Genomic DNA, 24,389 nt, shown 5'->3' with positions numbered 1-24,389 from the left:
GCGGAGTAGGCAGATGGACTTCGCCAGAGTGGCGGCCAAGCGGCTGGGCGCGGTGGTGGTGCTGTTGCTGGCGCTGTCCGTGCTCACCTACGCGCTGCTCGCCCTCGCGCCGGGCGGGCCCGAGGAGGCGCTGCTGGGTGATCGGGCCTCCACGCCCGAGACGAGGGCGGCGATCCGCGCGCTGTATCACCTGGACGAGCCCTTCCCCGTGCGTTACTGGGAGTGGCTGACCGGGGCGCTGTCGGGAGACTTCGGCAGCTCCATCTACTTCCGGCAGCCGGTGTTATCGGTGATCGGCGATCGGCTGCCGGTCACCACGACGCTGGCCGGATTCGCGATCTCGCTGACTCTGGCCGTCGGCATCCCGGCGGGGCTGGCAGCCGGCTTGCGCCGCGGCGGTGTCCTGGACCAGGGCATCACCTTCAGCACCCTGGTCGCGCTGGCCTTCCCGCCGTTCGGGATCGCGCTGGTCCTGCTGTACACCTTCGGGGTGGCGCTGCAGTGGGTGCCGATCTACGGTTCCGACCAGGTCAGCAACTACGTGCTGCCGGCGACCGCGCTCGCCCTCGGCCAGGCGGCTGTGGTGATCCGGCAGACCAGGGCCGCGGCCTTGGACGTCGGCGGCCAGGACTACGTCACCTTCGCCAGGGCCAGAGGGCTGTCGCGGCTGCGGATCTGGGGCAGCTACTCGCTGCGCAACGCCGCTCTGCCGGTGCTCACCGTCGCGGGGCTGCTGACCGCGGGGAACCTGACCGGCGCGGTCTTCGTGGAGCAGGCCTTCAGCCTGCCCGGCCTCGGCAGCCTGTTGGTCCAGGCCGTCAATCAGAAGGACATCCCCTTGGTACAGGCACTGGTCATGCTCGGCGGCACCGTCGTGATCGCGGTGAACCTACTCGTCGACATCGCCTACATGGTGGTCGACCCGCGCGTCAGGCACGGAGCCTCCACGAGGGCGGAGGCGTGAGCGCCGTGGCGGCGCCGGCCGCAGGAAGCAGGCTCGCGCCCCGCCGGGTGCTGGGCCTGATCTCCCTGGTCGTGCTGGTGGTCATCGCGCTGGCGACGCTGCTCGGCCCGTGGCTGGCGCCCTACGACCCCGGCGCCCAGAACGCCGCACTCGGCGCTGTGGGACCGGGTGCCGACCATCTGCTCGGCACCGACAACCTCGGCCGCGACGTGTTCTCGCGGCTGCTGGCCGGGGCGCGCACCGCGCTGATCGGCCCGATCTTCATCGCCGCCGGGACCACCGCGCTGGGCACCACGCTGGGCCTGCTCGCCGGGTTCCGGCGGGGCTGGCTGGATGCGATCATGATGCGGCTGACCGACCTGATGTTCGCGCTGCCGGGGCTGCTCATCCTCATCGTGGTGGTGGGGGTCGCGGGCGGGTCGTACGTCACGGCGGTGGTCGCGCTCATCGTGCTCGGCGCCCCCGTCGACATCAGGGTGATCCGCAGCCTCGCGCTCAGCCAGCGGGAACTGGCCTACGTCGACGCCGCGCGCACGATGGGCCTGTCCGACCGGCGGATCATGTTCCGCCACGTGCTGCCCAACCTGGCGCCGACGGTGACCTCCAACCTGCTGCTCAGCTTCGTCTTCGCGCTGATCGCCCTGTCGGGCCTGTCCTTCCTGGGGATCGGGCTGCCGGCCGGCACCCCGGACTGGGGGCTGATGATCCAGGAGAACCGGACGATCCTCGACCTCAACCCGTGGGCTGCGGTGGCGCCCACCCTGCTCATCACGGTCACGGCGGTGGCGGCCACGATCCTGGGCGACAAGATCTTCGAGCGCCTCAGCGCCGGGAAGGAGCTCACCGCATGAGCGACGAACTGCTCAGGGTCAGCGGGCTCACCGTCAGCCTCGCAGACCGCCGGATCGTCGACGACGTCGATCTGGCGGTCGGCTCCGGCGAGACCGTGGGCCTGGTCGGCGAGTCAGGCAGCGGGAAGTCGCTGACCGCGCGGGCGGTCGCCGGCCTCCTGCCGCCGACGCTGGCCGCAGGCGGTTCGGTACGGATCTCCGGGACCGAACTGATCGGCGCCTCGGAACGGGCGCTTCGCAAGGTCCGCGGCCGGCGGATCGGGCTGCTCATGCAGGACCCGTTCGCGATGCTCAACCCGCTGCTGACCGCCGGCGCCCATATCGCCGAGTCGTTGCCGCGCGGAGCCAGGCGCGACAGGCAGGAGGTCGTCCGCCGCCTCGCCGAGGTCGGCATCACCAACCCCGATGTGGCGCACCGTTACCCCTTTCAGCTTTCCGGCGGCATGCGGCAGCGGGTCGCCATCGCCGCCGCCCTCGCGGGAGATCCGGAGCTGCTCATCGCCGATGAGCCCACCACGGCGCTCGACGCGACCATCCAGCATGAGATCATGCAGCTCCTGGCCCGCATCCAGGAGTCCCGTGGCATGGCCGTCCTCCTGATCACCCACGACCTGCGGGTGGCCTTCCAGCTCTGCGACCGGGTGCAGGTCATGTACGCCGGTCGAGTCCTCGAATCAGGGGCGAGCAAAGCTCTGGCCACCGGTCCCGGACATCCCTACACCCTCGGCCTGATCAGCGCCCTGCCGGCCGTGGAACGCACCGCCGTCCGGTTGGAGGGCATTCCGGGCTCGGTCCCCAGGGCCGCCGACGTCGCCTGCCAGTGCGCCTTCGCCGACCGGTGCGGTCAACGGCAGGACGACTGCCTCACCGAACGGCCGCCGCTGCGACCGCTGGACTCCGGCCAGCTGACGGCCTGCAGGTACGACGTGGTCCCTGCCGGGTCGGTCCCCGCGCCCGCCCCCGCGACCGTGCCCTCCGCACGCGAGGCGTCCTCCGGCGGCCCGCTGCTGCTGGTCGAAGGCCTGCGCAAAAGGTACGGCCAGGCCGTCGCGCTGGACGGCGTGGATCTGCGGATCGAACCGGGAGAGCGTCTCGGGCTGGTCGGCGAGTCAGGCTCCGGCAAGACGACGCTGGCCCGCTGCCTGCTCGGCCTGGTCGACCCCAGCGGCGGCAGCATCCAGCTCGGCGGCATGGACACCACGCGGCTGCGACGCCTGCCCGCCGCGCGGCAGCGTGCGGTGCGGCCCCTGGTGCAGTGCGTCTTTCAGGACCCGTCCACCTCGCTCAACCCGGCCATGACGGTCGGCGCGGCCCTGGCAGAGGCAGCCGCCCTGGCCGAGGAGCAGGACCGGCGCCCGGTCGGCGAGATGCTGGAGCTGGTCGGCCTGCCGAGCGGTTACGCCAAGCTGCGGCCGCATCGGCTGTCGGGCGGGGAGAAGCAGCGGGTGGCCATCGCCCGAGCCCTCGCGGTCGGCCCGGCGCTGCTGATCTGCGACGAGCCGACCGCCTCGCTGGATGTGTCGGTGCAGGCCCACATCCTTGAGCTGCTGCGTACCGTCAACTCGGAACTGGGGACGGCGCTGCTGTTCGTCACACACGACCTGGCCGTTGTCCGGCAGGTCACTGACCGCATCATGGTGCTGCTGCACGGCAAGGTGGTCGAGACCGGTGTCACCGCGTCCGTTCTGGACTCGCCCGGCCATGATTACACCCGCCAGCTCGTCGCCTCGGTGCCGACCTTCACGAGGAGCGACGCATGAACGACCTGATCCTGACCGGCGGCCAGGTCCACGACGGATTCGGAAACCCGCCCATCACCGCCGACGTCGCCGTCTCGGCAGGCCGGGTGACCGCCGTCGGCACCGGGCTCGGGCCGGCCAGGCGGACGGTCGACGTGGACGGGCTGGTCGTGGCGCCCGGGTTCGTGGATCCGCACAGCCACTCCGACAGCGTGCCGTTCCTGCCGGACGCCCAGCCGTTCAAGCTGTTCCAGGGAGTGACCACGGAGATCGTCGGCAACTGCGGCTTCTCCATGGGGCCTGCCGACCCGGCCACGGCGGGGCTGGCCCCGGTCAGCCTCGGGGGGCAGACGTTCGCGACGTTCGCCGAGTATCTGGATGCCGCTGCGGCGGCGGGGCCGAGCAACCACCTCGCCGCGATGGTCGGGCACAACACGGTGCGGCTGATGGTCGCGGGCATGGATCGGGAGTTGCCACCTGGTGGGCTGGACACGATGCGCGCGCATGTGGAAGAGGCGTTCAGGGCGGGAGCCTGCGGGTTCTCCAGCGGACTGGAGTATGTGCCCGGCGCCTACGGCGACAGGGCGGAGCTGGTCGCCCTCGCGCTGGTCGCCCGCCGGTACGGCGGGGTCTACGCCACCCACAGCCGCAGTGAGAGCGAGGGCCTGGCCGACGCGCTCGACGAGGCGATCGAGGTGGCCAGGTCCGCCGGCATCAGGTTGCAGGTGTCGCATTGCAAGGCGTCCGGGCGTGCCGTACACGGGTCCGCAAAGATGATCCTGGACAAGCTCGCCCAGGCCAGGCGCCAAGGCGTGGACGTCCGCGGTGACCAGTACCCCTACCAGGCGTTCGGCACCGGCCTGGCCGCGATGCTGCCTCCCGAGGCCTGCGAGGGCGGGATCGACGCGATGCGCGCCAGGCTGGCCGACCCCGCCACCAGGGCCGCGCTGCTGGCCACGGCCGAGGGGCCGTCAGGGGCCGGCGTCGGGCTGTGGCGCGAGCTCCACCCCGAGGACCTGCAGATCCTGGAGCACACCGACCCGGCGGTGGCCGGCCGGACCCTGGCCCAGGTGCTGAACGGGCGCGAACCCTGGGACGCGCTGTGCGACCTGCTGATCGCCGACCCCCACGCGACCACCGTGTGCCATACCATGCACGAGGACGACGTGCTCGCGATCATGGCGGACCCGCTGGTGGCCATCGGATCGGACAGCGGCCTGCCGTTCGGGACGAACCACCCGCGCACCTTCGGCACCTTCCCCAGGTTCCTCGGCGACTACGTCCGCGACCAGGGCGTGGTGGGGCAGGCCGAGGCCATCCGCAAGGTCACCTCCGCCACCGCCACCCAGTTCGGCCTGACCGACCGGGGCTGGCTCGGGCCGGGCGCCGCGGCCGACCTGGTGGTCCTCGACGAGGCCGCGATCGGCCACGCCGGCACCTACGAGCAGCCGGACGTCCGTCCGACCGGGATGGTGCACGTCCTCCTCGAGGGCGAACCCGTGATCGTCGACGGCGAGTTCACCGGGGTGCGGCGTGGTCGGATGCTCCGGTCAGGGCGCCGATGAGCATCCCGGCAGGCATCACGCTGGGTGTGCTCCTGGACAGCCTGGGAACCGACCTGGTGCGCCCGCTGACGTTGCCGTGCGGCAGGAACGTGCCGATCGGTTCGCCCAGCATCCACGACCCGGATCAGGCAGGGGCGAGGCTGGTCGACGGGGTGTTGCTGGTCCCCGGCAGACCCACGGTCAAGCTGCTGGACTGGGCAGCCGAGCACCAGGTCGCGGCCGTGGTGCTGCGGGCGGGGACGGCCGATCCGGAGCCGCTGGTGGCGGCGGCCGCGCGCGCCGGCGTGGCCCTGCTGTGCTGTTCCGAAGAGGTCGGCTGGGGACAGTTGTACACCCTGATCAGCACCCTTCAGGCGATCACCGGCTCGGTGCCGGAGCCTGAGAGGCGGCACCCGGCCGACCTGTTCGCGCTGGCCAACGACATCGCCGTGCGTGCCGGTGGAGCGGTGGCCATCGAGGACCTGTCGATGCGGGTGCTCGCCTACTCCACCATCCCCGGGCAGGAGGTGGATGACATGCGGCGCGACGGGATTCTCGGCCGCCGGGTGCCTGACCATCCCACGCACGTGGAGGAGTACACCACCGTGCTCCGTTCAGAGACCGCGGTCTGGAGCTACGAGCCGCGTGAGTACCGGCCGAGGCTGGCCATCGCGGTGCGCGACCGCGGTGAGGCGCTCGGCAGCATCTGGGTGCTGCTGGGAGACCAGCCGCTCGCCCCGGACGCCGAGAAGGTGCTGACCGAGGGCGCCCGCCTGGCCGCGCCGCATCTGGCCCGCTTCAATCTGGCGACGAACAACGAGCGGCGGCTGCGGGCTGAACGGCTGAGCCGGCTGCTCAAGGGCGTGGGATCCACCAAGGAACTGGCCGACTCCCTCGGCCTGGTGGCCGACGCCCCCGCGACCGTGGTGGTGGTCGGCAGGGCGGGCGACTCACCCGCCGACCGGCCACGCGGGGCGTCGGCCGAGTCGGCCGCCGCGTACGTCGGCGACCTGCTGCGGGCAGGGCTGTCGGCCTACCGGTTACGGGCGGCAGCGGGTCCACAGGACGCGCACGCGGTGGCTGTGGTCGGCGCCGCAGGGGACACCCCGGTACTGGAGTCGATCATCGCGACCGTCCTGGCCCGTGCCGGCGAGCAGTTCGGTGGCGAGTGGCGTGCCGGGTTCAGCCGGCTCCTGCACGACCTGTCCGATGCGCCCGCCGGGCTGAACCAGGCGCGACAGGCCCTCGACGTGGTTTGCGGCCCCTTCGGGAAGGGGCTCATCGGCCGGCACGAGACGGTGGCCGCGCCCCTGTTCCTCCTCGACGTGTTCCGTGCCATGCGGTTCCTGCCGGCGCTGGAGGCGGAGCCGCTGTCGACGGTGCTCGACCACGATGCCAGATACGGCACCGACTACGTCAGAACGCTGCGCTGCTGGATAGCCGCCAACTACGACGTCCCGCGCGCCGCCGAAGCGCTGATGCTGCACTCCAACACCCTTCGCCACCGGCTGCGGCGGCTGGCGGAGGTAATCGACCTCGACGACTCCGACCTGCGGCTGGCGCTCGCCCTGCAGCTGCGGTTTCAGGAGATCAGCACAGAGTCGGCCGAGTGACTTGGGGGGCACGGCCAACGGGGAACGGGCTGGTCGGCGCGAGACTTCTCGGCATGATCGGGCGTTCGCCGGTGGAGATCCGGCTGCTGCGTACGGTACCCGAGCTGCAAGGAGCGGATGCGTTGTCGCGTACGGTCTGGGGAGCGAGCACGGCGATGCGCCGTTCTCTCCGGACATGATGCGCGCGCCGGCGCACACCGGCGGCTACGGGGCGGGGGCGTTCACCGGCGGACGCGCGTACGGCGGTTTCGGCACGACGATCCCCTGAAACCATCATCGCCCCGGGCCAGTAGGGATGTACGCCTTCATTCAGGGACATCGCACCAGGGGCCTGTACGGACTTCGGATCTTCAGTCGGACGCGCCGTCAGGGGCCGGCGGGCCGTCGAAAACGCCGCTGGAGAACCCCACGTGGAGAGCGGCGGCGATGACCGGATGGGATTCGGTCCCGGCGCGGATCACGACTTCGACCGTGCGGCCCTTGCCGGGCAGGGGGATCAGGGCGATGCCGGGCGGTGGGGTACGGCACAGCATCATCGGCAGGATCGTCACCCCCCGACCCACGGCCACCAGCGCCAGCGCGGAGCGCAGGTCACGGTAGCTGTGCTCGACGACCGGGGTGAATCCGGCGCTCTGGCAGGCGTGCATCATGACGTCGCGGCAGGCACTCGGCGCGGGCGTGGTGATCCACGAGTGGCGCCGGAGGTCGGCGAGCCCGTCGATCCCGCGCAGGTCCTCCGGCACGGCCAGGACGAGCGGGTCGTCGAACAGCTCGTGTGCGGTCAGACCGTCGGGTAGCGGCATACCGAGATGGGGATATCGGTATGTCAGGACCAGGTCGAGGTCCCGCTGTCTGAGCAGGGGCAGCGATTCCTCGGGCTCGGCCTCGATGATCCGGGGCCGCAGCCGCGGATGTCGGCGGACCAGCGCCGCGGCCAGCGGCGCGGCCAGCACCTCCAGGCCGCTCGGCAGGCAACCGATCATCAGCTCGCCGCCGACCTCGCCGTCGAGCGCGCGCACGGCGCTCTGCGCCCGTTCCAGGGCCGCCACCACCTGCTCGCACTGGGCGGCGAGCGCGGACCCGGCGGCGGTGAGCCGTACCGTACGTCCCTCCCTGCGCAGCAGAACGGCACCGGCCTCGGCTTCCAGGGCCCTGAGCTGCTGGGACACGGCGGACGGGGTGACACCATGGATCTCGGCGACGGCCGTGACGGTGCCGTAGTCGGCGAGGTCCCTGAGCAGCATGAGCCGTTTCACATCGAGCACAAGGACATCTTAAAAGATCCTGAAGCTTAGGTAGCTGGACTTCATCATTCATCTGGGGCCAAGCTTTTGCCATGAAGATTCTGCTGGTCGGAGCGTCCGGAACCCTTGGCCGGAGCGTCCGGGAAGTCCTGCGAGAGCGCAACCACGAAGTCGTCACGGCGTCCCGCAAGGACTCCGACGTCTCGGTCGACATCACCGATCCCGAATCGATCCGCGCGATGTATGAGCAGGTGGGCCAGGTGGACGCCGTCGCCTCGGCGGCGGGCAGTGTGCCGTGGCTGCCGTTCGGCGAACTCCGCCACCAGGACGTGCTGGACGGTGTCTTCGGCAAGGTGATCAGCCAGGTCGAGCTCGTCCGCCAGGGCGCCGCCTGCGTCACCGGATCGTTCACGCTGATCACCGGCGTCCTGGCCCGCGACACCCTGCGCACCGGCACCGTCGCGTCGCTCGCCAACGGCGCGATCGAGTCTTTCGTACGCGCCGCCGCGATCGAGCTGACACAGCGCGTCAACGCGGTGAGCCCTACCATCTTCACCGAATCCATCGACGCGTACGGCGATCTCTTCGCCGGCTTCGAGCCCGTCCCGGTGCGCCGGGCCGCGAACGCCTACGTGCGCTCCATCGAGGGCCACCAGACCGGGCAGGTCTACGAGATCGGCTGACTCGCCGGACGGCTCACGCGGGCCGGCGGGTTTCACGGCGGATCACCATTACGGAGCCATTACGGAGCTCTGTGTCCGTGCCGTCTCGCTGAGGCTCACGCCTCCCCGCACGGGCCCCCTGTGAGTGGTGGGGGCCCGGCCGGACGCCTGTCCGGCCGGGGCGGTGACAGCAGGGGGTGGCGCAGGCAGGAGACGGAGCCCCTGCCGGAGCTCCGGGTGAGCCGGTGGCGGGAGCGGCCGGCGGCCGGACACGATCGCCGCCGTTCGATTAGGACGGGTCGGGCGGGGCAAGGCTCTAGAGGTCATCTGTTGAAGGAGGAACTGTGGAGGCCACGATTGCGTTGCGCCTACCGCGCGACGCCGCGAGTGTTCCCGTCATCAGGCAGCTGCTGGACGCCTCGCTCCGCGCCCTGGGCGTGGAGCCGCCCATCCGCGAGGACATCCAGCTCATGCTCTCGGAGGCGTGCTCCAATGTGATCCAGCACGCCGCGCCAAGCGACGACTACATGGTCAGCACCGAGCTTCACCGCGACCGTTGCGTGATCAAGGTGGTGGACGCGGGGAACGGTTTCGACTTCGCCGGAACGCATTCGGCGCCCCCTCCCACCTCCGAGCACGGCCGCGGCCTGCTCATCATGAAGGCCCTGGCCGACGACATCCGTTTCGTCAACCGGCCGGAGCGGGGCTCGGTCGTCTGCTTGGAGAAGAAGTTGCGCTTCGTCAAGGACGCTCCGGGGCTATCGCTCCTGCTCAACGAGGAGCTTGAGTTCGGACAGAGCGTCCCGGAGATAGTCCGTGACGACCCATACGTCGGGGACCATCTCCCGACAGGCGATCACGCCCACGTCAAGTGAGCCGTCGTAGGAGAAGGCGGTGATGTTGAGGCCGCCGCTGACGTCGGTGATCACTGAGACGGGGTGGTAGGAGAGCAGCCGGACGCCGCTCACATAGAGCGGGAACTGCGGGCCCGGGACGTTGGAGATCACCACGTTGATCGGCCCCGCGGTCCCGGCGAACAGGTTGAAGGCGGCACGGGCGGCCAGGCCGGTCAGCGCCGAGGGCATCATGTCGCTGACCTCCTGGATCCAGCGGGCCGGGGCCAGCGACGAGCGGTCCTTGATCAGGGCCATCGCGTCCCGTACGGCCAGCAGCCGCTCCACCGGGTCGGCGATCTGCGTGGCGAGCGTAGTGATCATTATGGTGACCTGGTTGCCCTCGCCCTCGTCGCCGGAGACGCGCAGCGAGAACGGCACCCCCGCGACGAGCGGCTGGTCCGGCAGGGCGTCGTGCTTGAGCAGCCACTGCCGCAGCGCCCCCGCGCACACGGTCATCACCACGTCGTTGACCGTGACGCCGAAGGCGTTCTTGACCTGCTTGACGTCCTCCAGCGGCAGCGCGGTGAAGGCGAAGCGGCGGTGGGCGGTGATCCGGCCGCTGAACGGCGTGCGGGGGACGGTCAGCCGGGGCAGCGCGGGCACCGGGGCCCCGCCGGTCAGGCGCTGGGCCACGTCCCGGGTGACCCGGGAGACCAGCCCGGCCCCGGGAAGCTGGGAGAGCACCGGGATCTCGTCCAGATGAGGGACCGCGTTGACCAGGAACTTCACCGTGTTCGCCGGGTTGAGGACGGCACCGGCGACACCTCTGATGATCATCTCGCCCGTGTCGATCCGTTCTTCGGGCGCCCGCTCGGGCGCCATCGCGATCTCGGCGGGTTCGGCAGAGGTGTCCAGCAGGGCGGCGAGGACGTCGGCGCCGGTGACACCGTCGATCGCGGCGTGGTGGACCTTCATGTAGAGGGCCGTTCTGGCACCGCTCAGGCCGTGGATCAGATACATCTCCCAGAGCGGGTGACGCCGGTCCAGGCGGCGGGCGTGCAGCCGCGCCACCTGCTCGCCGAGCTGCTCGTCGCCGCCCGGCGCGGGCAGCGCGATCTCCCGCACGTGGTAGTCGAGGTCGATCCTGCCCTCCTCCGTCCAGTAGGGGCGGTCCAGGCCGAAGGGCACGGGGGCGAGCCGGCGCCGGAACGGCGCGGCCAGGTGCAGCCTCCTGGCCAGCAGGGTGAGCAGGTCCCCGCGGGACAGCCCGCCGGACAGGATGGCCAGCCCGGCGATGTTGGCGACGTTCGTCGAGGTCTCGAAGTTCAGGAACTGGGTGTCCACCGCGCTGAGCTGCCGCATCGTCCGCCTTCCAGGAGTCTTAGGCTCCATCCTGCTCCCGGGAGGTCGACAGGGCCAACGCGGCCAGGGCGAGAAGGACGACCACGGAGACGACGAGCATCGCCAGCCAGGCGAGCACCAGCACGACCACGATGGTGACGAGCTCGCTGATCAACTGCAGCACCGCAGAGCTGTGCCCGGATTCATCCGCTTCTACACCGCATTCCAGCGGGCGAGCTTCAGCGCGAGATGGAGTTCTAACCTGTGGGATCCATCCTTCAGGCTCCGCCCGGTCAGCTCCTCGATCCTCGCCAGGCGGTAGTAGAGGCTGGTGCGGTGGAGGTGGAGCAGGCGGGCCGTCTCCTGCGCGTCCCCTCCGTGGTCCAGATACGTCTCCAGCGTGACGGCGAGCGCCGGATGCTCGCGCAGCGGGCTGAGCGGGCCAGGCGGACCGGCCTCGGGTCCGGGCTCGGCGAGCAGCCGGTAGACGCCCAGCTCCGGCCAGCGGGCGACCGGACCGAGCGCCGGCTCGGCCGCCGCCGCCCTGGCCGCGGCGGCCGCCTCCCGGTGTGCCCGGCGGATCGATTCGAGCCCGGGGTGGAGCGCGCTCACCCCCGCGTGGCCGGCCGCCCTGGCGGCCAGCAGCTCCCCCAGCGCCCGCGCGTCCTCGCCGCCGCCGAGCAGCAGCACGGCGTGCCGGTCGAGGACCGTGAAGGCGGGGGGACGGCGCATCCGCGCGAGCTCGTCGCCGACCGCTTCGCCCAGACCCGCCTGATCGCCCCGTACGGCCAGCAGGCGCAGCGGCCCCTCGCCGAGCACCCCGGCCGCCCGCCCCGCGGTGATCTCCCCGCCGAGCAGCCGGCGCAGGGTGTGGGAGCTCCCGCCGTCGTCGAGCAGGGCGGCGATGGCCGCGGCGTCCCGGACGGTCCTGGCCTCCTGCTCCGAGGTCAGCGGCCCCTCCCCCTCGATGACCCACAGGGAGCCGACGCGCCTGTGGTGGTGGAGCAGCGGCACGCACAGCCGGGCGGCCATGCCCAGCGCCGGGTTGGCCGGGACCCTGACCGGCTCGCTGGTCGTGGCCACCCCGTGGGCCTCCTGCCAGGCCCCGACCTCGGCGGGGACGGATCTGGACAGGATGGCCTGGGCCCGCACCTGGTCGACCTCGCCGTGGTGGACGCTGTGCGCGACGACCCTGCCCTCGGGGTCGTCCACGGCCATGCCCCGCCCCACTGCCATGGCCAGGGAGTCGAGAAGATCCTGGACATCATCCGCGATCACCCGCGAATCCTACAGATGTAGGAACGATCTCCACCGGCCGGACGATGACTGCTTTCCGGCACGGGCCGTACCGTCGCATCAATCCCCTTCCGGAAGGAGCCGCCGTGGAAGCGCGCAGCCGAGTCGCCCCCTGGGCATCACCCCGGGCGCAGCGGCGCCTGGTGGAGCTGGAGTCGGAGCTGGACGGCCTGGGCCTTCACGACGTCAGCCGCCTGGTCGACGCGGTGCTGGCCGAGCATCGGGGCCGCCTCGACGAGGACGGGATCGTCCTGTACGCGGGCACTAACACGATGAGCGAGCGGGCCCGTGCCGCCCACGAGATCTCGCTGGGCAGCCGCCCGTCCATGGGCTGGCCCGGGGAGAAGTTCCAGACCGGCCTGGATGAGCTGGACGTGCTGGAGGTTCTCGCCCCGCTCCAGGTCGCGGCGCTGATGGGCGGCGAGTTCGCCGAGGTCAGGCTGCAGAGCGCGACGATGGCCAACCTCGCCTGCTACACCGCCTTCGCCCGGCCGGGCGACACGGTCGCGGTGCTGCCGGAGGCCGCCGGGGGTCATGCCAGCCACCACTCCCAGGGCGCGGCCGGGGTCCGGGGGCTGCGGGTGGTCGACCTGCCCTACGACGCCGGGCGCTTCGACATCGACTACGACGCGCTGCCGGCGTTCCTGCGGGAGCAGCGGCCGGCGCTGGTGGTGGTCGGCGCCAGCCTGATGCTCTTCCCGCACGACGTCGGACGGGTCCGGGCGGCCTGCGACGAGGTGGGCGCGGTCCTGGTCTACGACGCCTCGCACATGGCCGGCCTGATCGCGGGCCGGCGGTTCCAGCGGCCGCTTGACGAGGGCGCGCACGTGGTGACCATGTCGACCTACAAGTCCTTCGGCGGTCCGCCCGGCGCGGCCATCGTGACCCGCGAGGAGGAGCTCGCGCACCGGGTGTCCACGGCCGCCTACCCCGGCCTGACCGCGAACTACGACGCCTCCCGGCTGGCCCCGCTGGCCGTCGCCGCCGCCGAGCACGCCGTCGGCGGCCCCGCCTACGCCGACCGCTGCATCGCCAACGCCAAGGCGCTGGCCGCGGCGCTGGAGGGCGAGGGTTTCACCGTCGCGGCCTCCCACCTGGGCTGGACCGCCTCCCACCACGTGGCGGTGGACGCCGCCGCGTTCGGCGGCGGGGACGACGCGGCCCGGCTGCTGGCCGAGGGCGGCGTCTACCTCAGCGGCATCGGCCTGCCCGACCAGGTGCCCGGCGAGCCCATGCGGGGCCTGCGGATCGGCACCCAGGAGGTGACCCGCCGCGGCCTCGGCACGGAGACCATGCGCGAGATCGCGGCGCTGATGCGCCGCCTGCTGATCGACGGCCACGACCCGGTCAAGGTCCTCCAGGACACCGTCGCCCTGCGCCGCTCCACCGCCCCCTGATCTCGGACCGGCCCGCTTGACCCCCTGGGGCCCCGCCCCCTGGCGGGCCGGTCCGTAAAGCTCCGCCCTCCCCGGGCCGGTCGGCGGCTCAGCCGATCCAGACGGCCTTGAGGTTGCAGAACTCGCGGATGCCGTGCGCCGACAGCTCCCGGCCGTACCCGGAGTTCCCGACCCCGCCGAAGGGCAGCTCGGGGTAAGAGGTGACCATGCCGTTGACGAAGACCAGACCGGCCTCCAGCTCGGTGACGAAGCGCTCCTGCTCGACGGGGTCGGTGGTCCAGGCGTTGGCGCCGAGCCCGAAGGAGGTGGCGTTGGCCAGGGCGAGGGCCTCGTCGATGTCACCGGCCCGGTACAGCGAGGCCACCGGGCCGAACACCTCCTCGTCGAACAGCCTCATCTCCGGGGTGATGTCGGCGATCACGGTCGGCTGGTAGAACCAGCCGGGCAGATCCGGGCTCCACCCCCCGCACAGCACCCGCGCGCCGCGCCCGGCCGCGTCGGCCACGAGCTTCTCCACGTCGTCGCGTCCCTGCCGGGTGGCGAGCGGCCCCACATCGGTCGACTCGTCCATCGGGTCCCCCACCTGGAGCGCCTCCATCCGCGCCACGAACCGGGCGGTGAAGTCGTCGTACACCTCGGTGTGCACGATGAACCGCTTGGCGGCGATGCACGACTGGCCGTTGTTCTGCACCCGCGCGGTGACCGCGGTGGCGGCGGCGGCGTCGAGGTCGGCGGACGGCATCACGACGTAGGGGTCCGAGCCGCCCAGCTCCAGGACGGTCTTCTTGACCTCGCTCCCCGCGATCGAGGCCACCGACCGGCCGGCCGGCTCGGAGCCGGTCAGCGTGGCCGCCACCACTCTGCGGTCCCGCAGCACCGCCTCGACCTGCCCGGACCCGATCAGCAGGGTCTGGAAGCAGCCCGGGGGGAAGCCCGCCCTGGTGAACAGCCCGCCCAGGTAGAGCGCGGTCTGCGGCACGTTCGAGGCGTGTTTGAGCAGCCCCACGTTGCCGGCCATCAGCGCCGGCGCGGCGAACCGGACCGCCTGCCACAGGGGGAAGTTCCACGGCATCACCGCGAGCACCGGCCCCAGCGGCTGGTAGCGCGCGTACGCCCGCCGCGCGGACACGGCGGGCGCGTCCACCGGCTCGTCGGCCAGGAACTCCTCGGCGTGCTCGGCGTAGTAGCGCATCCCCTTCACGCACTTGGCCACCTCGCTCCGGGCCGCGGTCAGCGTCTTGCCCATCTCGGTGGTCATCAGCCGGGCCACTTCCTCCTGCTCCGACTCCAGCAGGCCGGCGGCGCTCTGCATCCACGCCGCCCGCTGTTTGAAGTCGGTGGCCCGGTAGGTCCGGAACTCCGCGGCGGCGAGTGCGAGCCGCTCGTCCACCTCGTGCTCGCTCAGCGGTTCGAAGGTCTTCAGCGTCTCCCCTGTGGCGGGGTTGACCGTTGCGATCGCCATCGATACCTCCTCGGCAACCCTTTACCGGCCACGTGCCCCCTTCCGGGTGGTTTACACGGCCGCCCGGGAGGGTGGGGGCCGGCCGGAGCGCAGGGGATGTTGGGGACGCCGGTAATGGGTACGGGACACCTGACGACCCTGTTTCGGGAGGTCAAGGTAATGATTGCTGAACGTGGCAGCGCCAAGCACGGCCCGCGCATCGACGAGGAGCAGAAGCACGAGACCGAGGGTGTCGTCCGCGGCACCGGCCCCACCCACGCCGAGGAGTGGGCCGACCCCGGAGGGATGGTCGACCCCGAGGAGGAGGCGGCCCCCAGGAGGTATCCACCGGGACACGACCCCGGCACCCCCGAGGGGATCACCCCGACGGCCGTCGAGCGCCGCAGCGCCCTCGCGAAGTGGCTGAGCGACGCCCACTGGCCGTCGGACCGTGACGAGCTCCTGGCCCACGCCGAGACGAAGCTGGCACCCGACGCCATCGTCGAGAGCCTGCGCGACCTGCCCGACGGCGAGTTCCACAACATCGGCGAGGTGGCCAGGGCCCTCGGGCTCGGCGCGGAACGCCGCCGCTGGTAAGGCGCCCCACTCCGGCCGGACCCGGCTCCGCCGCGCCCGGCACGGGCCGGGCTGTGCCCGGCGGCCGGCGCCGTGAGGCCCCGCGGCCCCCGGAGGGCGGGGGACCGGCGGGTCAGGGCCGCCTCGGGCGAGGGGTCAGCGGGCCGCGCCGTGCACGGCCGCGCCACCGCGTCCGCCGAGGGCGCGGCGGAAACGGGTCAGGAGCAGGAGCGCGGTGACGGCCAGCCCGGCCAGCAGGCCCACCCAGGCGCCGACCGGTCCGAGTCCGGCGGCGCGGCCGAGCAGCCAGGCGGCCGGCAGACCGACGGCCCAGTAGCCGATCAGGGTCATCCGGAAGCCCGACGTGGTGTCGTCGAGGCCGCGCAGCAGGCCGACGCCGATGTTCTGGGCGCTGTCGAAATACTGCAGCACGGCGGCCACCACGAGGAGGTCGGCGGCCACGGCGAGCGCCGCGGGGTCGCCGTCCAGGAAGGGGCGCAGGACGGCGCCGGGCAGGAACAGGTAGACGGCGGCGGCCACGGTCACGGTCAGGGCCCCGTGGACGAGCGCGGTCCGGCCGACCCGCGCGGCGGAGCCGTACTCGCCGACCGCGACCTGTCCGCTGACGCTGATCGAGGCGGCGTGCGACAGCCCGACGCTCACCTGGAAGACGATGTAGACGAGCTGGTTCACGGCCGTGTGGGCGGCGAGCGCGGCGGCGCCGAAACTGCCCATGAGCAGCGCGACCACCGAGAAGAAGCCGGCCTCGGAGCCGTAGGTCGCCGCGATCGGCACGCCGAGCCGGGTCAGCCCGCGCAGGCGTTCGGGGCGGACCCGCCAGGCGTCCAGGGCCAGCATCGGGGCGAGCACCGGATCCCGCCGGGTGATCGCGTAGAGCGCCAGGAAGGACAGCAGATAGACCAGCGCGGTCGCCAGCCCCACTCCGGCGAGGCCGGTCAGCTGGATGAGCGTCCAGTTGAGGCCGGCGTTCACGGCGATGGACGCCACCGTGATCCACACCAGTGCCTTGGGCCGTCGCATGCCGACGGTGAACTGGCGGATCACCTGGAACCACAGGCACGGCACCAGGCCTGGCGCGAGGGCCAGCAGCATCGGCCGGGCGAGCTCGATCACCCGGGGGTCCTGGCCGAGCCAGGCGAGCAGGTGCCCCAGACCCACCATGAGCAGCGCGCCCGCCACCCCGGCGAGCGTGGCCAGCGCCATGCCCGCCCGTAGGAGGTCACGCAGCTCCGACCGCCGGCCGCCGCGCGCGGCCGCCGCGGCCACCTGGTTGCCCAGACCCGTCACCAGCCCCACGCCCATGGTCCTGAGCTGGTTGAACAGCACGATCGCCAGGCCGCCGGCGGCGAGCGCCTCGGTGCCGAGCAGGCCCATCATCACCGTGTCGGTGGTCGTCAGCGCAACTTGGGCGAGCTGGGTGAGGGCCAGGGGCAGCGCAAGCGCGGCAAGCTTCCGGCTCTCGTGAAACACCTTTACTCCCCATTTGCCATGACTTTAGCTTTAGGATAGGCATACCTTACCTTGAATTGCGGACACGGAAGTGGGATGGTCGTGAGTTTGACGAGGCGGCAGCTGTTCGGGACCGGCGCGGGAGTGGGAGCCGGCCTGTTCCTGGCCGCGTGCGGGTCCGCCCCGTCGGGCGCCCCCGCCCCCGCCTCCTCCACCCCCGTGCCCTCGGGCTCCGGCTCCGCGGCGGCGGGACCCGTGCGCGGCGGGGTCCTGCGGGTGGGCGCGCTCGGCAAGGCGTCCTCGATCACCCGCGACCCGCACGGCGTCCAGGCCAACGAGAGCGACTACCTCATCCTCGCCCTGGTCCACGACGCGCTGACCGTCCCCGGCACCTCTCCCAACGTGGCCCCGCGCCTGGCCAGCGCCTGGGAGCCCAGCGACGACCTGAAGCGGTGGCGCTTCACGATCGCCGAGGGCGCGACCTTCCACGACGGCTCGCCGGTCACCGCCGAGGACGTCGTCTGGTCGCTGCGCAGGCTGCGCGGGACCCCCTCCGGCACGGCCCGCCTGCCCGGCGTCGAGGCCGGCGGGATCAGGGCCGACGGCCGCAACGCCGTGACGCTCACCAGCGCCTACCCCAACAGCGAGCTGCCGCTGCTGCTCCGGCTGACCACCTTCGTCCTGAAGAAGGACACCAAGGACGTGGCCAAGGCGCCGGGCACCGGCCCGTTCCGCCTGGAGTCCTTCCGGAACGGCAGCGCCCGCCTGGTCCGCAACGACTCCTGGCACGGCGGCGAGGTCCCGCTGGACGCCATCGAGGTCCAGATGTTCGAGTCGCCGCAGGCCATGGCCAACGCCATGCTGACCGGCCAGATCGACCTGGCCTCCAACGTGGGCGCGGTCGCCGCCCGCACCGCCGAGGGACGCGACGACGTCCGCATCGTGCGCCGCCCTGACGACATGGCCATGCCGATCGTGATGCGCACCGCCGACGGCCCCTTCGCCGACGAGCGCGTACGGCTGGCGCTGCGCCTGGCCGTCGACCGAGAGGCCATGGTCAGGCAGGTGCTGTCCGGCTACGGCGCGGTCGCCAACGACGTCCTCGGCACCGGCGACCCGGCCTACGCCAAGGACATCCCGCAGCGCGCCCGCGACCTCGCACAGGCCCAGCGGCTCCTCGGCCAGGCGGGCCTGGACCTGTCCCAGACCTACGAGCTGTTCACCACCGAGGACGTCCCCGGCCTGGCCGAGTCGGCGACCCTGTTCGCCACCCAGGTCCGCGAGGCCGGGCTGAACGTCAGGGTCGTCAAGCAGGACCCGGGCGTCTTCTGGGAGAGGACCTGGCTCAAGGCCCCCCTCTACACCACCTACTGGGGCACCAACGACTCGGTGGTCTTCTTCGCCGGCAAGACCCTCAGCTCCGACGCCGCCCAGAACGAGGCCGGCTGGAAGGACCCGGCCTTCGACGCGGCCTACCGCAAGGCCGTCGGCACCGTCGACACCGCCGAGCGCGCGCCGTTCCTCCAGGAGATGCAGAGGATCGAGCACGAACGCTCCGGCTACCTGCTGTGGGGCATGGCCGACGGACTGGACCTGGCCTCCCCCAAGGTCCACGACCTGCCCACCCTCCCCGGCTACGGCCGCGTCCAGCTCGAGCGCGCGTGGCTGGCCACCTGAGGCGCCTCGCCGCGTTCCTGGCCGGGCGGGTGGCGCTGCTGGCGGTGCTGCTCGCCCTGGTCTTCGCGACGGTGGAGTTCCTGCCGGGCGACGCGGCCAGGTCCACGGTCGACCGGGGCGCCTCGGCGGCTGACGTCGCGGCGCGGCGGGCCGAGCTCGGGCTCGACCGGCCGCTCTGGAGCCGTTTCACGGACTGGATGACCGCGCTGCCCACCGGCGACCTGGGCGTGACAGCACGCGGGGAACAGGTCTCCGAGGTCATCGGCCGCCACTTCCCCAACACGATGCTGCTCGGCGGCCTCGCCCTGGTCCTGACCATGGCCGTGGCGCTCGTCCTGGGCGGCGGCGCCGCGCTGCGGCCCCTGTCGTGGCTCGACCGGGCGGTCTCCGGGACCTCGACGATCGTCATGGCGCTGCCGGAGTTCGTGGTCGCGAGCGTCCTGGTGCTGGTCCTCGCCCTCTGGACCGGCCTGCTCCCGGCGGTCACGCTGACCGGCACGACGGGCCGCCCGGCCACCTGGAGCATGCTCGTCCTGCCCGTCCTGGCGCTGGCCGTGCCGCAGATCGGGTGGAACACCCGCATCGTCCGCGCCGCGCTGGCCGACGAGGCGGCCGCCCCGCACGTCGAGGCCGCGACCCTGGACGGGCTCCCGCCGGCACGGGTGCTCCTGTGGCACGTGCTCCCCGGCGCCCTGCCCGCCATCGCCGCGGGCGCCGCCACCTCGGCCGGCATGCTGCTGGGCGGCGCGGTGGTGGTGGAGACGATCTTCAACTACCCGGGACTGGGCACGGTCCTCGCCGGAGCCGTGCGGGACCGCGACACCCCTCTGGTCGCGGGGGTCGTGGCGGTCACCGGAACGGTGATCCTCGCCGTGCTGGTCGCCTCGGACCTGATCCGGGACCGGACCTCGGTGCGGCGGCCATGAGTCCCGGAGGGCCCGCCCCGGCGGCGGAGGACCCGGCACCGGGCGGATCCGGCCGGAGCGGACCGGCCACGGGCGGAACCCCGGTGGACAGAACCGCGGCGGACGGGACCCCGGCGGGCCGGACGGGGCCCGTGCGGCGCCGCGTCCGGGCGGCGGTGTCGGCCGTCCCCTCGATCGTGGTCATCGGGCTGGCACTCGCCGGGCCGCTGCTCGCGCCTCACCCCATCGACACCCCGGTCGCCATCCCCTACGCCTCTCCCGCCCCCGGCGTCCCCCTGGGCGGTGACCAGCTCGGCCGGGACGTGCTGAGCCGCCTGCTGGCCGGGGGCGGCGAGCTGCTGGTCACCTCCGCCCTCGTCGCCTGTCTCGTCACGCTGCTCGCCGCGGCGCTCGGCACCGTCGCGGCGCTGCGCCCGGCCGTCGGGCGGGCCGTCGAGTGGGCCTGCGACGTGATGATCCTGCTGCCGGCCGTGCTCGCCGTGCTGCTGGTGGTCCTCTCCTGGGACGGCGGCGGCCGGCTCGCGCTGGTCACCGCGGCCACCGCGGTCGGCCTGCCGTACGCCGTCCGGGTCGTGGCGGGGGCCGCCGCCCCGATCGCCGGGTCTGGCTATGTGGAGGCGGCGACGGCGGGGGGCGAACGGCTGCCCCGGCTGGTCTGGCGCGAGGTGCTGCCCAACCTGCGCTCGACCCTGCTGACCCTGCTGGGCCTGCGCTTCGTGGCGGCGGTCTACGTGGTGTCCACGGCGGCGTTCCTGGAGGTCGGCCCGGAGCCGCCGGCCGCCGACTGGGCTCTGATGATCCGGGAGAACGGCCCGGGCGTCATGCTCAACCCGTGGGCGGTGATCGCGCCCAGCCTGGCCATCGGCCTGCTGGCCGGCGCGGTGCAGGTGACGGCCTCGGCGCTCGCGCCGCGGCCCGGACGACAGGTGGTGGATCGGCGATGAGCATCCCGGACCCGGGCGCCCCGGCGACGAAGGTCGTGGAACCCGGCGGCCCGCTCCCGGACCCGCCGGGGCCGGCCGGGGCGGTCCCGGGCAGCCCCGGGTCCCGGGGCCCGGCCTCCCCGGACGGCCGGGCCGGCGCGACCGTCGCCGAGCTCGACGCCCTGGTGCTGGCCGACCACGAGGGCACGGCCGTGGTGACGGGGCCCGCCGTCACCGCCGTCCGGGGACGGGTCGTGGCGCTCGTCGGGCCGTCCGGGGCGGGCAAGAGCACGTTGCTGCGCGCCTTCCTCGGCGCCCTGCCCGGCGGCCTGGTCCTGCGCTCCGGGCGGGCGCGGGTGCTCGGCCACGACATGTTCGGGCTGGATCCGGTGCGGCTGCGCGCGGTCCGCCGTGACCACATCGGCTACGTGGACCAGGATCCGGCCGCACGCCTCAATCCCCGGATGCGGGTGCGGCGGCTGCTCGGCGAGCTCTCTCCCGCGCGTCCGTCGCCGGACGCCCTGCGGCGGCTCCTCACCGAGGTCCGGCTGCCCGGCACCGGCGAGATGCTCGCCCGCCGCCCGCACCAGCTGTCCGGCGGGCAGCAGCGGCGCCTGGCCATCGCCCGCGCCCTGTCCCGCCGCCCCGGCCTGCTGCTGCTGGACGAGCCGACGGCCGGGCTGGACGCGGCGCTGTGCGCGGAGGTCGGCGAGCTGATCCGGGAGCTGGCCGACCGGCGCGGCATGGCCGTGGTGCTGGCCTCCCACGATCCGGATCTGGTGGCCAGGATCGCCGACGAGGTGGTGGAGTTCGGCGCGCCCCGGCGGCCCCGCGCCATGCCCTCCCCGCGCCGCGGGACGTCCCCGGAGGGGCCGCCGCTGCTCACCGTGCGGGGTCTGTCGGCGTGGGCGGGGTCACGGACGATCCTGTCCGGGGTGGACCTCGACCTGCGCCCGGGCGCCGCACTGGCGGTGAGCGGGATCTCCGGCTCGGGCAAGACCACCCTGGCCCGGGTCCTCAGCGGGCTGCACTCCCAGGCGGAGGGCGCCGTCGAGCTCGACGGCCGCCCGCTCCCGCTGCGGGCCGCCCGGCGTGACCGCGAGCAGTGCCGCCGGATCCAGCTCGTCCCGCAGGACCAGCTGGGCACCCTCAACCCGGTCCGCACGGTCGGCGAGGCGATCGCCCGCCCCCTGCGGCTCCACCGGCGCCCCGAGAGCGGCGCCGCGCGGGTCGGCCGGCTGCTGGAGGACGTCGGCCTGCCGGCCGGGGCCGCCCGGCGCCTGCCGCACGAGCTCTCCGGCGGCCAGCGCCAGCGGGTGGCCATCGCCCGCGCGCTCGCCGCCGACCCGGACGTGCTGATCTGCGACGAGGTGACGTCCGCGCTCGACCCGGCGACCGCGGAGTCGATCATGGAGTTGCTGGACGGGCTGCGCCGCGGACGCGGTCTCGCCCTTGTCGTCATCAGCCATGACGTGACCCTGGCCGCACGGCACTGCGAGCTCTCGTGCGTGGTCGCCGGGGGGCGGGTGAGCAGGCCCTGCTGAGGCGGCCGGGCGGGCCCGGACGGCGCGGGTCCACGAGGATCTCGCGGACCCGGGCCGGCGGTCAGTCGCGGACGCGGGAGGAGCGGAACATCTTGGCCACGAACATGGCCACCACCGCGACCACGCCGATGATCAGAGCCCACTTGAGCAGCGTGAAGACGATGCCCAGGAGCCAGCCGAACAGGATGAAGGCGAGCACCACGGCCGCCACGATCAACAGAATTCGTCCCATGTGTCCAACGCTATTCGCCGGCGCCGCCCGGCGGCAGGGCCGGGCGGCGAAGTCAGGGACAAGCCAGGGTCATCCCTCAGGGACGCCCCGGTGAGGTGGCGGGCACCGCTCAGCCGAGGGCCGAGCGGCCGCCGACGAGGGGGAGCTCGACCGAGCTGGCGCCGGGCTGGACCGAGACGGTGGTCCCGGCGGGCAGGCGGAGGGTGAAGTCGCGGTCGGTGGAGATGAGCACGACCCCGATCCGGTGACCGGCCTTGATGACGTAGTCGCTGGGCTGGAGGTCGACGTCGAAGTCGTAGAAGCGGCCCTCACGGAGCAGGTCGGTCCGGGAGGCGGAGTGGCGGTTGCGGACGTCGAGCCAGCCCCTGGTGATGATCTTGTAGGGGGCGGTCACCGTGACGTGCTGGGCCAGGCGGGTACAGCCGGTGTCGCCCGGCACGCCCTGGCCGTAGCAGACCTGGTCGGGGCCGTAGCTGACGCCGCCGTAGGCGCGGGTGTCGGTGCCGTAGTCGACCAGCAGGGCCGTCAGGTACGGCGAGCGCCCGCCTTCGAAGGCCGCCTTGACCGAGACGCTCGGGGTGCCGGAGAGCCTGGCGTCCTTGGCCAGCGGGGACGACAGGTAGGCCAGCCGGTTCGGGTCGGTGGCCACGACGTTCTCGGCGAGCTGCTCGGCGGTGCGGGTGTTCTGGTCGGTGAAGGACTCCACCGCGCGGCCGCCGGAGCGCTCCCGGCTCAGCGTGCCGTTGCGCCCGTCCGCCCCGGCGGCCAGGCGCAGCCGTACGTCGGCGGTGCCGGGCAGCGGCCACGAGGCGTGCTGGGCCCACTGGCCCGGACCCGACTCCACATCCGCCTGCGGCTCGTCCATGATGCCGTTGCGCAGGCCGTACAGGTGGAAGTCGAACCAGTGGTGGAGCTGGCGCAGCCACTCGGCGTTGCGCTGGGCGAAGGAGAAGGGGTTGAAGTGGGCGCCCTGGTGGAGCCAGATCTTGCGCGGCACGCCGCGCTCGGCGAGCGCGTCCCACCACTGGACGGCCTGCTTGGTCTTGACGTTCCAGTCGTTGAGGCCGTGGACCAGGAAGACGCTGGCGCGGACCTTGTTCACATCGTTGAGGTAGTTGCGCCCGTCCCAGAACGCGGAGTAGTCGCCGGTGACGCGGTCCTGGTCACGCTCGATCTGGTCCACCAGCGCGCCGCAGGCCTGCTCGGCGTTCTCGCGGGTGAGGACGTAGCGGGCGAGCACGTCGGCGTCCTCGCCCTGGTAGCCGCCGGGGGCGAGCACCGCGCCGTTGGCCCGGTAGTAGTCGTACCAGGAGGAGATGGCCGCGATCGGCACGATCGTCTTGAGCCCCCTGACCCCGGTGGCGGCGACGGCGTTGGGGAGCGTCCCGTTGTAGGAGACGCCGGTCATGCCGACGTTCCCGGTCGACCAGTCGGCCCGGACCTCGTTGCCGGAGGCGTCGAAGCCGCGGGCCCGGCCGTTGAGCCAGTCGATGGCGGCCTTGGGCCCGGCGGTCTCGTTGTCCAGGCCGGTCGTCGGGCAGCCGGTCGCCCGGCCGGAGCCGAGGTTCTCCACCAGCGCGATCGCGTAGCCGCGCGGGACGAAGTAGTTGTCGTAGTAGCCGCGGAAGGGCGGCGCGACCGCGCGGGAGGTGGGCCCGCTCTCGTCGAGGCCGAACATCTCATCACGCAGGTCGTCGAACTTGTTGCGCCGGTACTCCATGCCCGCCGGGTCGGAGCCGTCGAGGTCCACGACGTGGTTGGGCACGTCGTTGCCGCCCGCGTAGTAGGGGCTGGCCTCCATGATGACGGGGACCTTCAGCCCGGACGCGGTCTCCTTGGGCCGCATGATGTCGACGGCCACCCGGTCCGGGCGGCCGTCGCGGTCGCTGTCGACCCCGGCGACCTCGACGAACACGGTCTCGGTCAGGGCGTCGGCGCGCGAGTAGACGGGCTGGGTCTCGTTGTTCTCGATCAGCGCGGGCGCGGGTTGCGCGGCCGCGGCGGGCAGGGCGCCGGAGGGTACGGCCACTGCCACGGCGATGAGGACTGTCTTCCATCTGTTCATCGAGGGGGACTCCGAGAGGGTCGATGAAAATCTGACTGCTCCGGTCAA

Annotated in this window: 21 protein-coding genes; 13 read left to right on the top strand and 8 right to left on the bottom strand. The window is 72.8% G+C overall.

The window, feature by feature from the left end; genetic code table 11:
- Window positions 1-13 precede the first annotated feature (13 nt).
- Genes ACZ6R6_RS41960 through ACZ6R6_RS41940 form a run of 5 tightly spaced genes read left to right on the top strand, consistent with a single transcriptional unit; the run spans window position 14 to window position 6,711 of the window.
- Window positions 14-964 (top strand): ABC transporter permease, encoded by a 951-nt coding sequence (locus tag ACZ6R6_RS41960; protein WP_470102508.1) that lies wholly within the window; start codon window positions 14-16, stop codon window positions 962-964.
- Window positions 961-1,815: an ABC transporter permease gene (locus ACZ6R6_RS41955; protein WP_470102507.1), complete on the top strand. Its 855-nt coding sequence runs from the start codon at window positions 961-963 to the stop codon at window positions 1,813-1,815. Before ACZ6R6_RS41960 ends, ACZ6R6_RS41955 begins: the two co-directional genes overlap by 4 nt.
- A complete protein-coding gene (locus ACZ6R6_RS41950; protein WP_470102506.1) occupies window positions 1,812-3,575 on the top strand; it encodes a dipeptide ABC transporter ATP-binding protein in 1,764 nt (587 codons plus the stop codon). Before ACZ6R6_RS41955 ends, ACZ6R6_RS41950 begins: the two co-directional genes overlap by 4 nt.
- Window positions 3,572-5,119: an N-acyl-D-amino-acid deacylase family protein gene (locus ACZ6R6_RS41945; RefSeq protein WP_470102505.1), complete on the top strand. Its 1,548-nt coding sequence runs from the start codon at window positions 3,572-3,574 to the stop codon at window positions 5,117-5,119. Before ACZ6R6_RS41950 ends, ACZ6R6_RS41945 begins: the two co-directional genes overlap by 4 nt.
- On the top strand, window positions 5,116-6,711 hold the full coding sequence (locus ACZ6R6_RS41940; protein ID WP_470102504.1) for a PucR family transcriptional regulator: 1,596 nt from the start codon (window positions 5,116-5,118) through the stop codon (window positions 6,709-6,711). The genes ACZ6R6_RS41945 and ACZ6R6_RS41940 overlap by 4 nt, the downstream gene beginning before the upstream one ends.
- 350 nt (window positions 6,712-7,061) lie before the next feature.
- Here ACZ6R6_RS41940 and ACZ6R6_RS41935 read toward each other — a convergent pair whose 3' ends face one another.
- Entirely contained in the window at window positions 7,062-7,976 is a 915-nt protein-coding gene (locus ACZ6R6_RS41935; protein ID WP_470102503.1) for a LysR family transcriptional regulator, read from the bottom strand.
- Window positions 7,977-8,047: 71 nt separating this feature from the next.
- Here ACZ6R6_RS41935 and ACZ6R6_RS41930 point away from each other — a divergent pair, with 71 nt between their 5' ends.
- Complete coding sequence (locus ACZ6R6_RS41930) at window positions 8,048-8,638, top strand: short chain dehydrogenase (RefSeq protein ID WP_470102502.1); 591 nt, start codon at window positions 8,048-8,050, stop codon at window positions 8,636-8,638.
- Window positions 8,639-8,961: 323 nt separating this feature from the next.
- Window positions 8,962-9,492, top strand: a complete 531-nt coding sequence (locus ACZ6R6_RS41925) for an ATP-binding protein (protein ID WP_470102501.1) — start codon at window positions 8,962-8,964, stop codon at window positions 9,490-9,492.
- Here ACZ6R6_RS41925 and ACZ6R6_RS41920 read toward each other — a convergent pair.
- From ACZ6R6_RS41920 to ACZ6R6_RS41910, 3 genes are read right to left on the bottom strand one after another with little or no spacing between them, the layout of a single operon-like run.
- Window positions 9,376-10,815, bottom strand: coding sequence for a WS/DGAT/MGAT family O-acyltransferase (locus tag ACZ6R6_RS41920; protein ID WP_470102500.1), 1,440 nt, complete (start codon window positions 10,813-10,815; stop codon window positions 9,376-9,378). The two genes, ACZ6R6_RS41925 and ACZ6R6_RS41920, sit on opposite strands and share 117 nt — an antisense overlap.
- A gap of 19 nt (window positions 10,816-10,834) precedes the next feature.
- Window positions 10,835-10,978 carry a hypothetical protein gene (locus ACZ6R6_RS41915; RefSeq protein WP_470102499.1) on the bottom strand — a complete coding sequence of 48 codons (144 nt, stop codon included), beginning with the start codon at window positions 10,976-10,978 and terminating at the stop codon, window positions 10,835-10,837.
- Window positions 10,979-11,007: 29 nt separating this feature from the next.
- Window positions 11,008-12,072 (bottom strand): PucR family transcriptional regulator, encoded by a 1,065-nt coding sequence (locus tag ACZ6R6_RS41910; RefSeq protein ID WP_470102498.1) that lies wholly within the window; start codon window positions 12,070-12,072, stop codon window positions 11,008-11,010.
- A gap of 104 nt (window positions 12,073-12,176) precedes the next feature.
- Here ACZ6R6_RS41910 and ACZ6R6_RS41905 point away from each other — a divergent pair, with 104 nt between their 5' ends.
- A complete protein-coding gene (locus ACZ6R6_RS41905) occupies window positions 12,177-13,487 on the top strand; it encodes an aminotransferase class I/II-fold pyridoxal phosphate-dependent enzyme (protein ID WP_470102497.1) in 1,311 nt (436 codons plus the stop codon).
- Between the two features lie 88 nt (window positions 13,488-13,575).
- Here the strand turns inward: ACZ6R6_RS41905 and ACZ6R6_RS41900 are convergent, their stop codons facing one another.
- Window positions 13,576-14,949 carry an NADP-dependent succinic semialdehyde dehydrogenase gene (locus ACZ6R6_RS41900; protein ID WP_470102496.1) on the bottom strand — a complete coding sequence of 458 codons (1,374 nt, stop codon included), beginning with the start codon at window positions 14,947-14,949 and terminating at the stop codon, window positions 13,576-13,578.
- Between the two features lie 159 nt (window positions 14,950-15,108).
- Between ACZ6R6_RS41900 and ACZ6R6_RS41895 the strand changes: the two genes are divergently transcribed.
- Window positions 15,109-15,525 carry a DUF2795 domain-containing protein gene (locus ACZ6R6_RS41895; RefSeq protein WP_470102495.1) on the top strand — a complete coding sequence of 139 codons (417 nt, stop codon included), beginning with the start codon at window positions 15,109-15,111 and terminating at the stop codon, window positions 15,523-15,525.
- Between the two features lie 135 nt (window positions 15,526-15,660).
- Here the strand turns inward: ACZ6R6_RS41895 and ACZ6R6_RS41890 are convergent, their stop codons facing one another.
- Window positions 15,661-16,995, bottom strand: coding sequence for an MATE family efflux transporter (locus tag ACZ6R6_RS41890; protein ID WP_470102494.1), 1,335 nt, complete (start codon window positions 16,993-16,995; stop codon window positions 15,661-15,663).
- A gap of 81 nt (window positions 16,996-17,076) precedes the next feature.
- Between ACZ6R6_RS41890 and ACZ6R6_RS41885 the strand changes: the two genes are divergently transcribed.
- The 4 genes from ACZ6R6_RS41885 (at window position 17,077) to ACZ6R6_RS41870 (ending at window position 22,044) form a co-directional block, all read left to right on the top strand.
- Complete coding sequence (locus tag ACZ6R6_RS41885) at window positions 17,077-18,651, top strand: ABC transporter substrate-binding protein (RefSeq protein WP_470102493.1); 1,575 nt, start codon at window positions 17,077-17,079, stop codon at window positions 18,649-18,651.
- Window positions 18,636-19,577, top strand: a complete 942-nt coding sequence (locus tag ACZ6R6_RS41880; protein WP_470102492.1) for an ABC transporter permease — start codon at window positions 18,636-18,638, stop codon at window positions 19,575-19,577. Before ACZ6R6_RS41885 ends, ACZ6R6_RS41880 begins: the two co-directional genes overlap by 16 nt.
- A gap of 83 nt (window positions 19,578-19,660) precedes the next feature.
- Entirely contained in the window at window positions 19,661-20,521 is an 861-nt protein-coding gene (locus tag ACZ6R6_RS41875) for an ABC transporter permease (RefSeq protein WP_470102491.1), read from the top strand.
- The gene (locus ACZ6R6_RS41870; protein ID WP_470102490.1) at window positions 20,518-22,044 is read left to right on the top strand and encodes an ABC transporter ATP-binding protein; all 1,527 of its coding nucleotides are present in this window, start codon (window positions 20,518-20,520) and stop codon (window positions 22,042-22,044) included. Before ACZ6R6_RS41875 ends, ACZ6R6_RS41870 begins: the two co-directional genes overlap by 4 nt.
- A 61-nt stretch (window positions 22,045-22,105) precedes the next feature.
- Here the strand turns inward: ACZ6R6_RS41870 and ACZ6R6_RS41865 are convergent, their stop codons facing one another.
- On the bottom strand, window positions 22,106-22,276 hold the full coding sequence (locus ACZ6R6_RS41865; RefSeq protein WP_470102489.1) for a hypothetical protein: 171 nt from the start codon (window positions 22,274-22,276) through the stop codon (window positions 22,106-22,108).
- Between the two features lie 109 nt (window positions 22,277-22,385).
- Window positions 22,386-24,341 (bottom strand): Xaa-Pro dipeptidyl-peptidase, encoded by a 1,956-nt coding sequence (locus ACZ6R6_RS41860; protein ID WP_470102488.1) that lies wholly within the window; start codon window positions 24,339-24,341, stop codon window positions 22,386-22,388.
- Between the last annotated feature and the right edge of the window lie 48 nt (window positions 24,342-24,389).

The organism is Streptosporangium sp. NPDC048886, from assembly GCF_055586905.1.
This window is presented reverse-complemented; position numbering and strand designations above follow the sequence as displayed.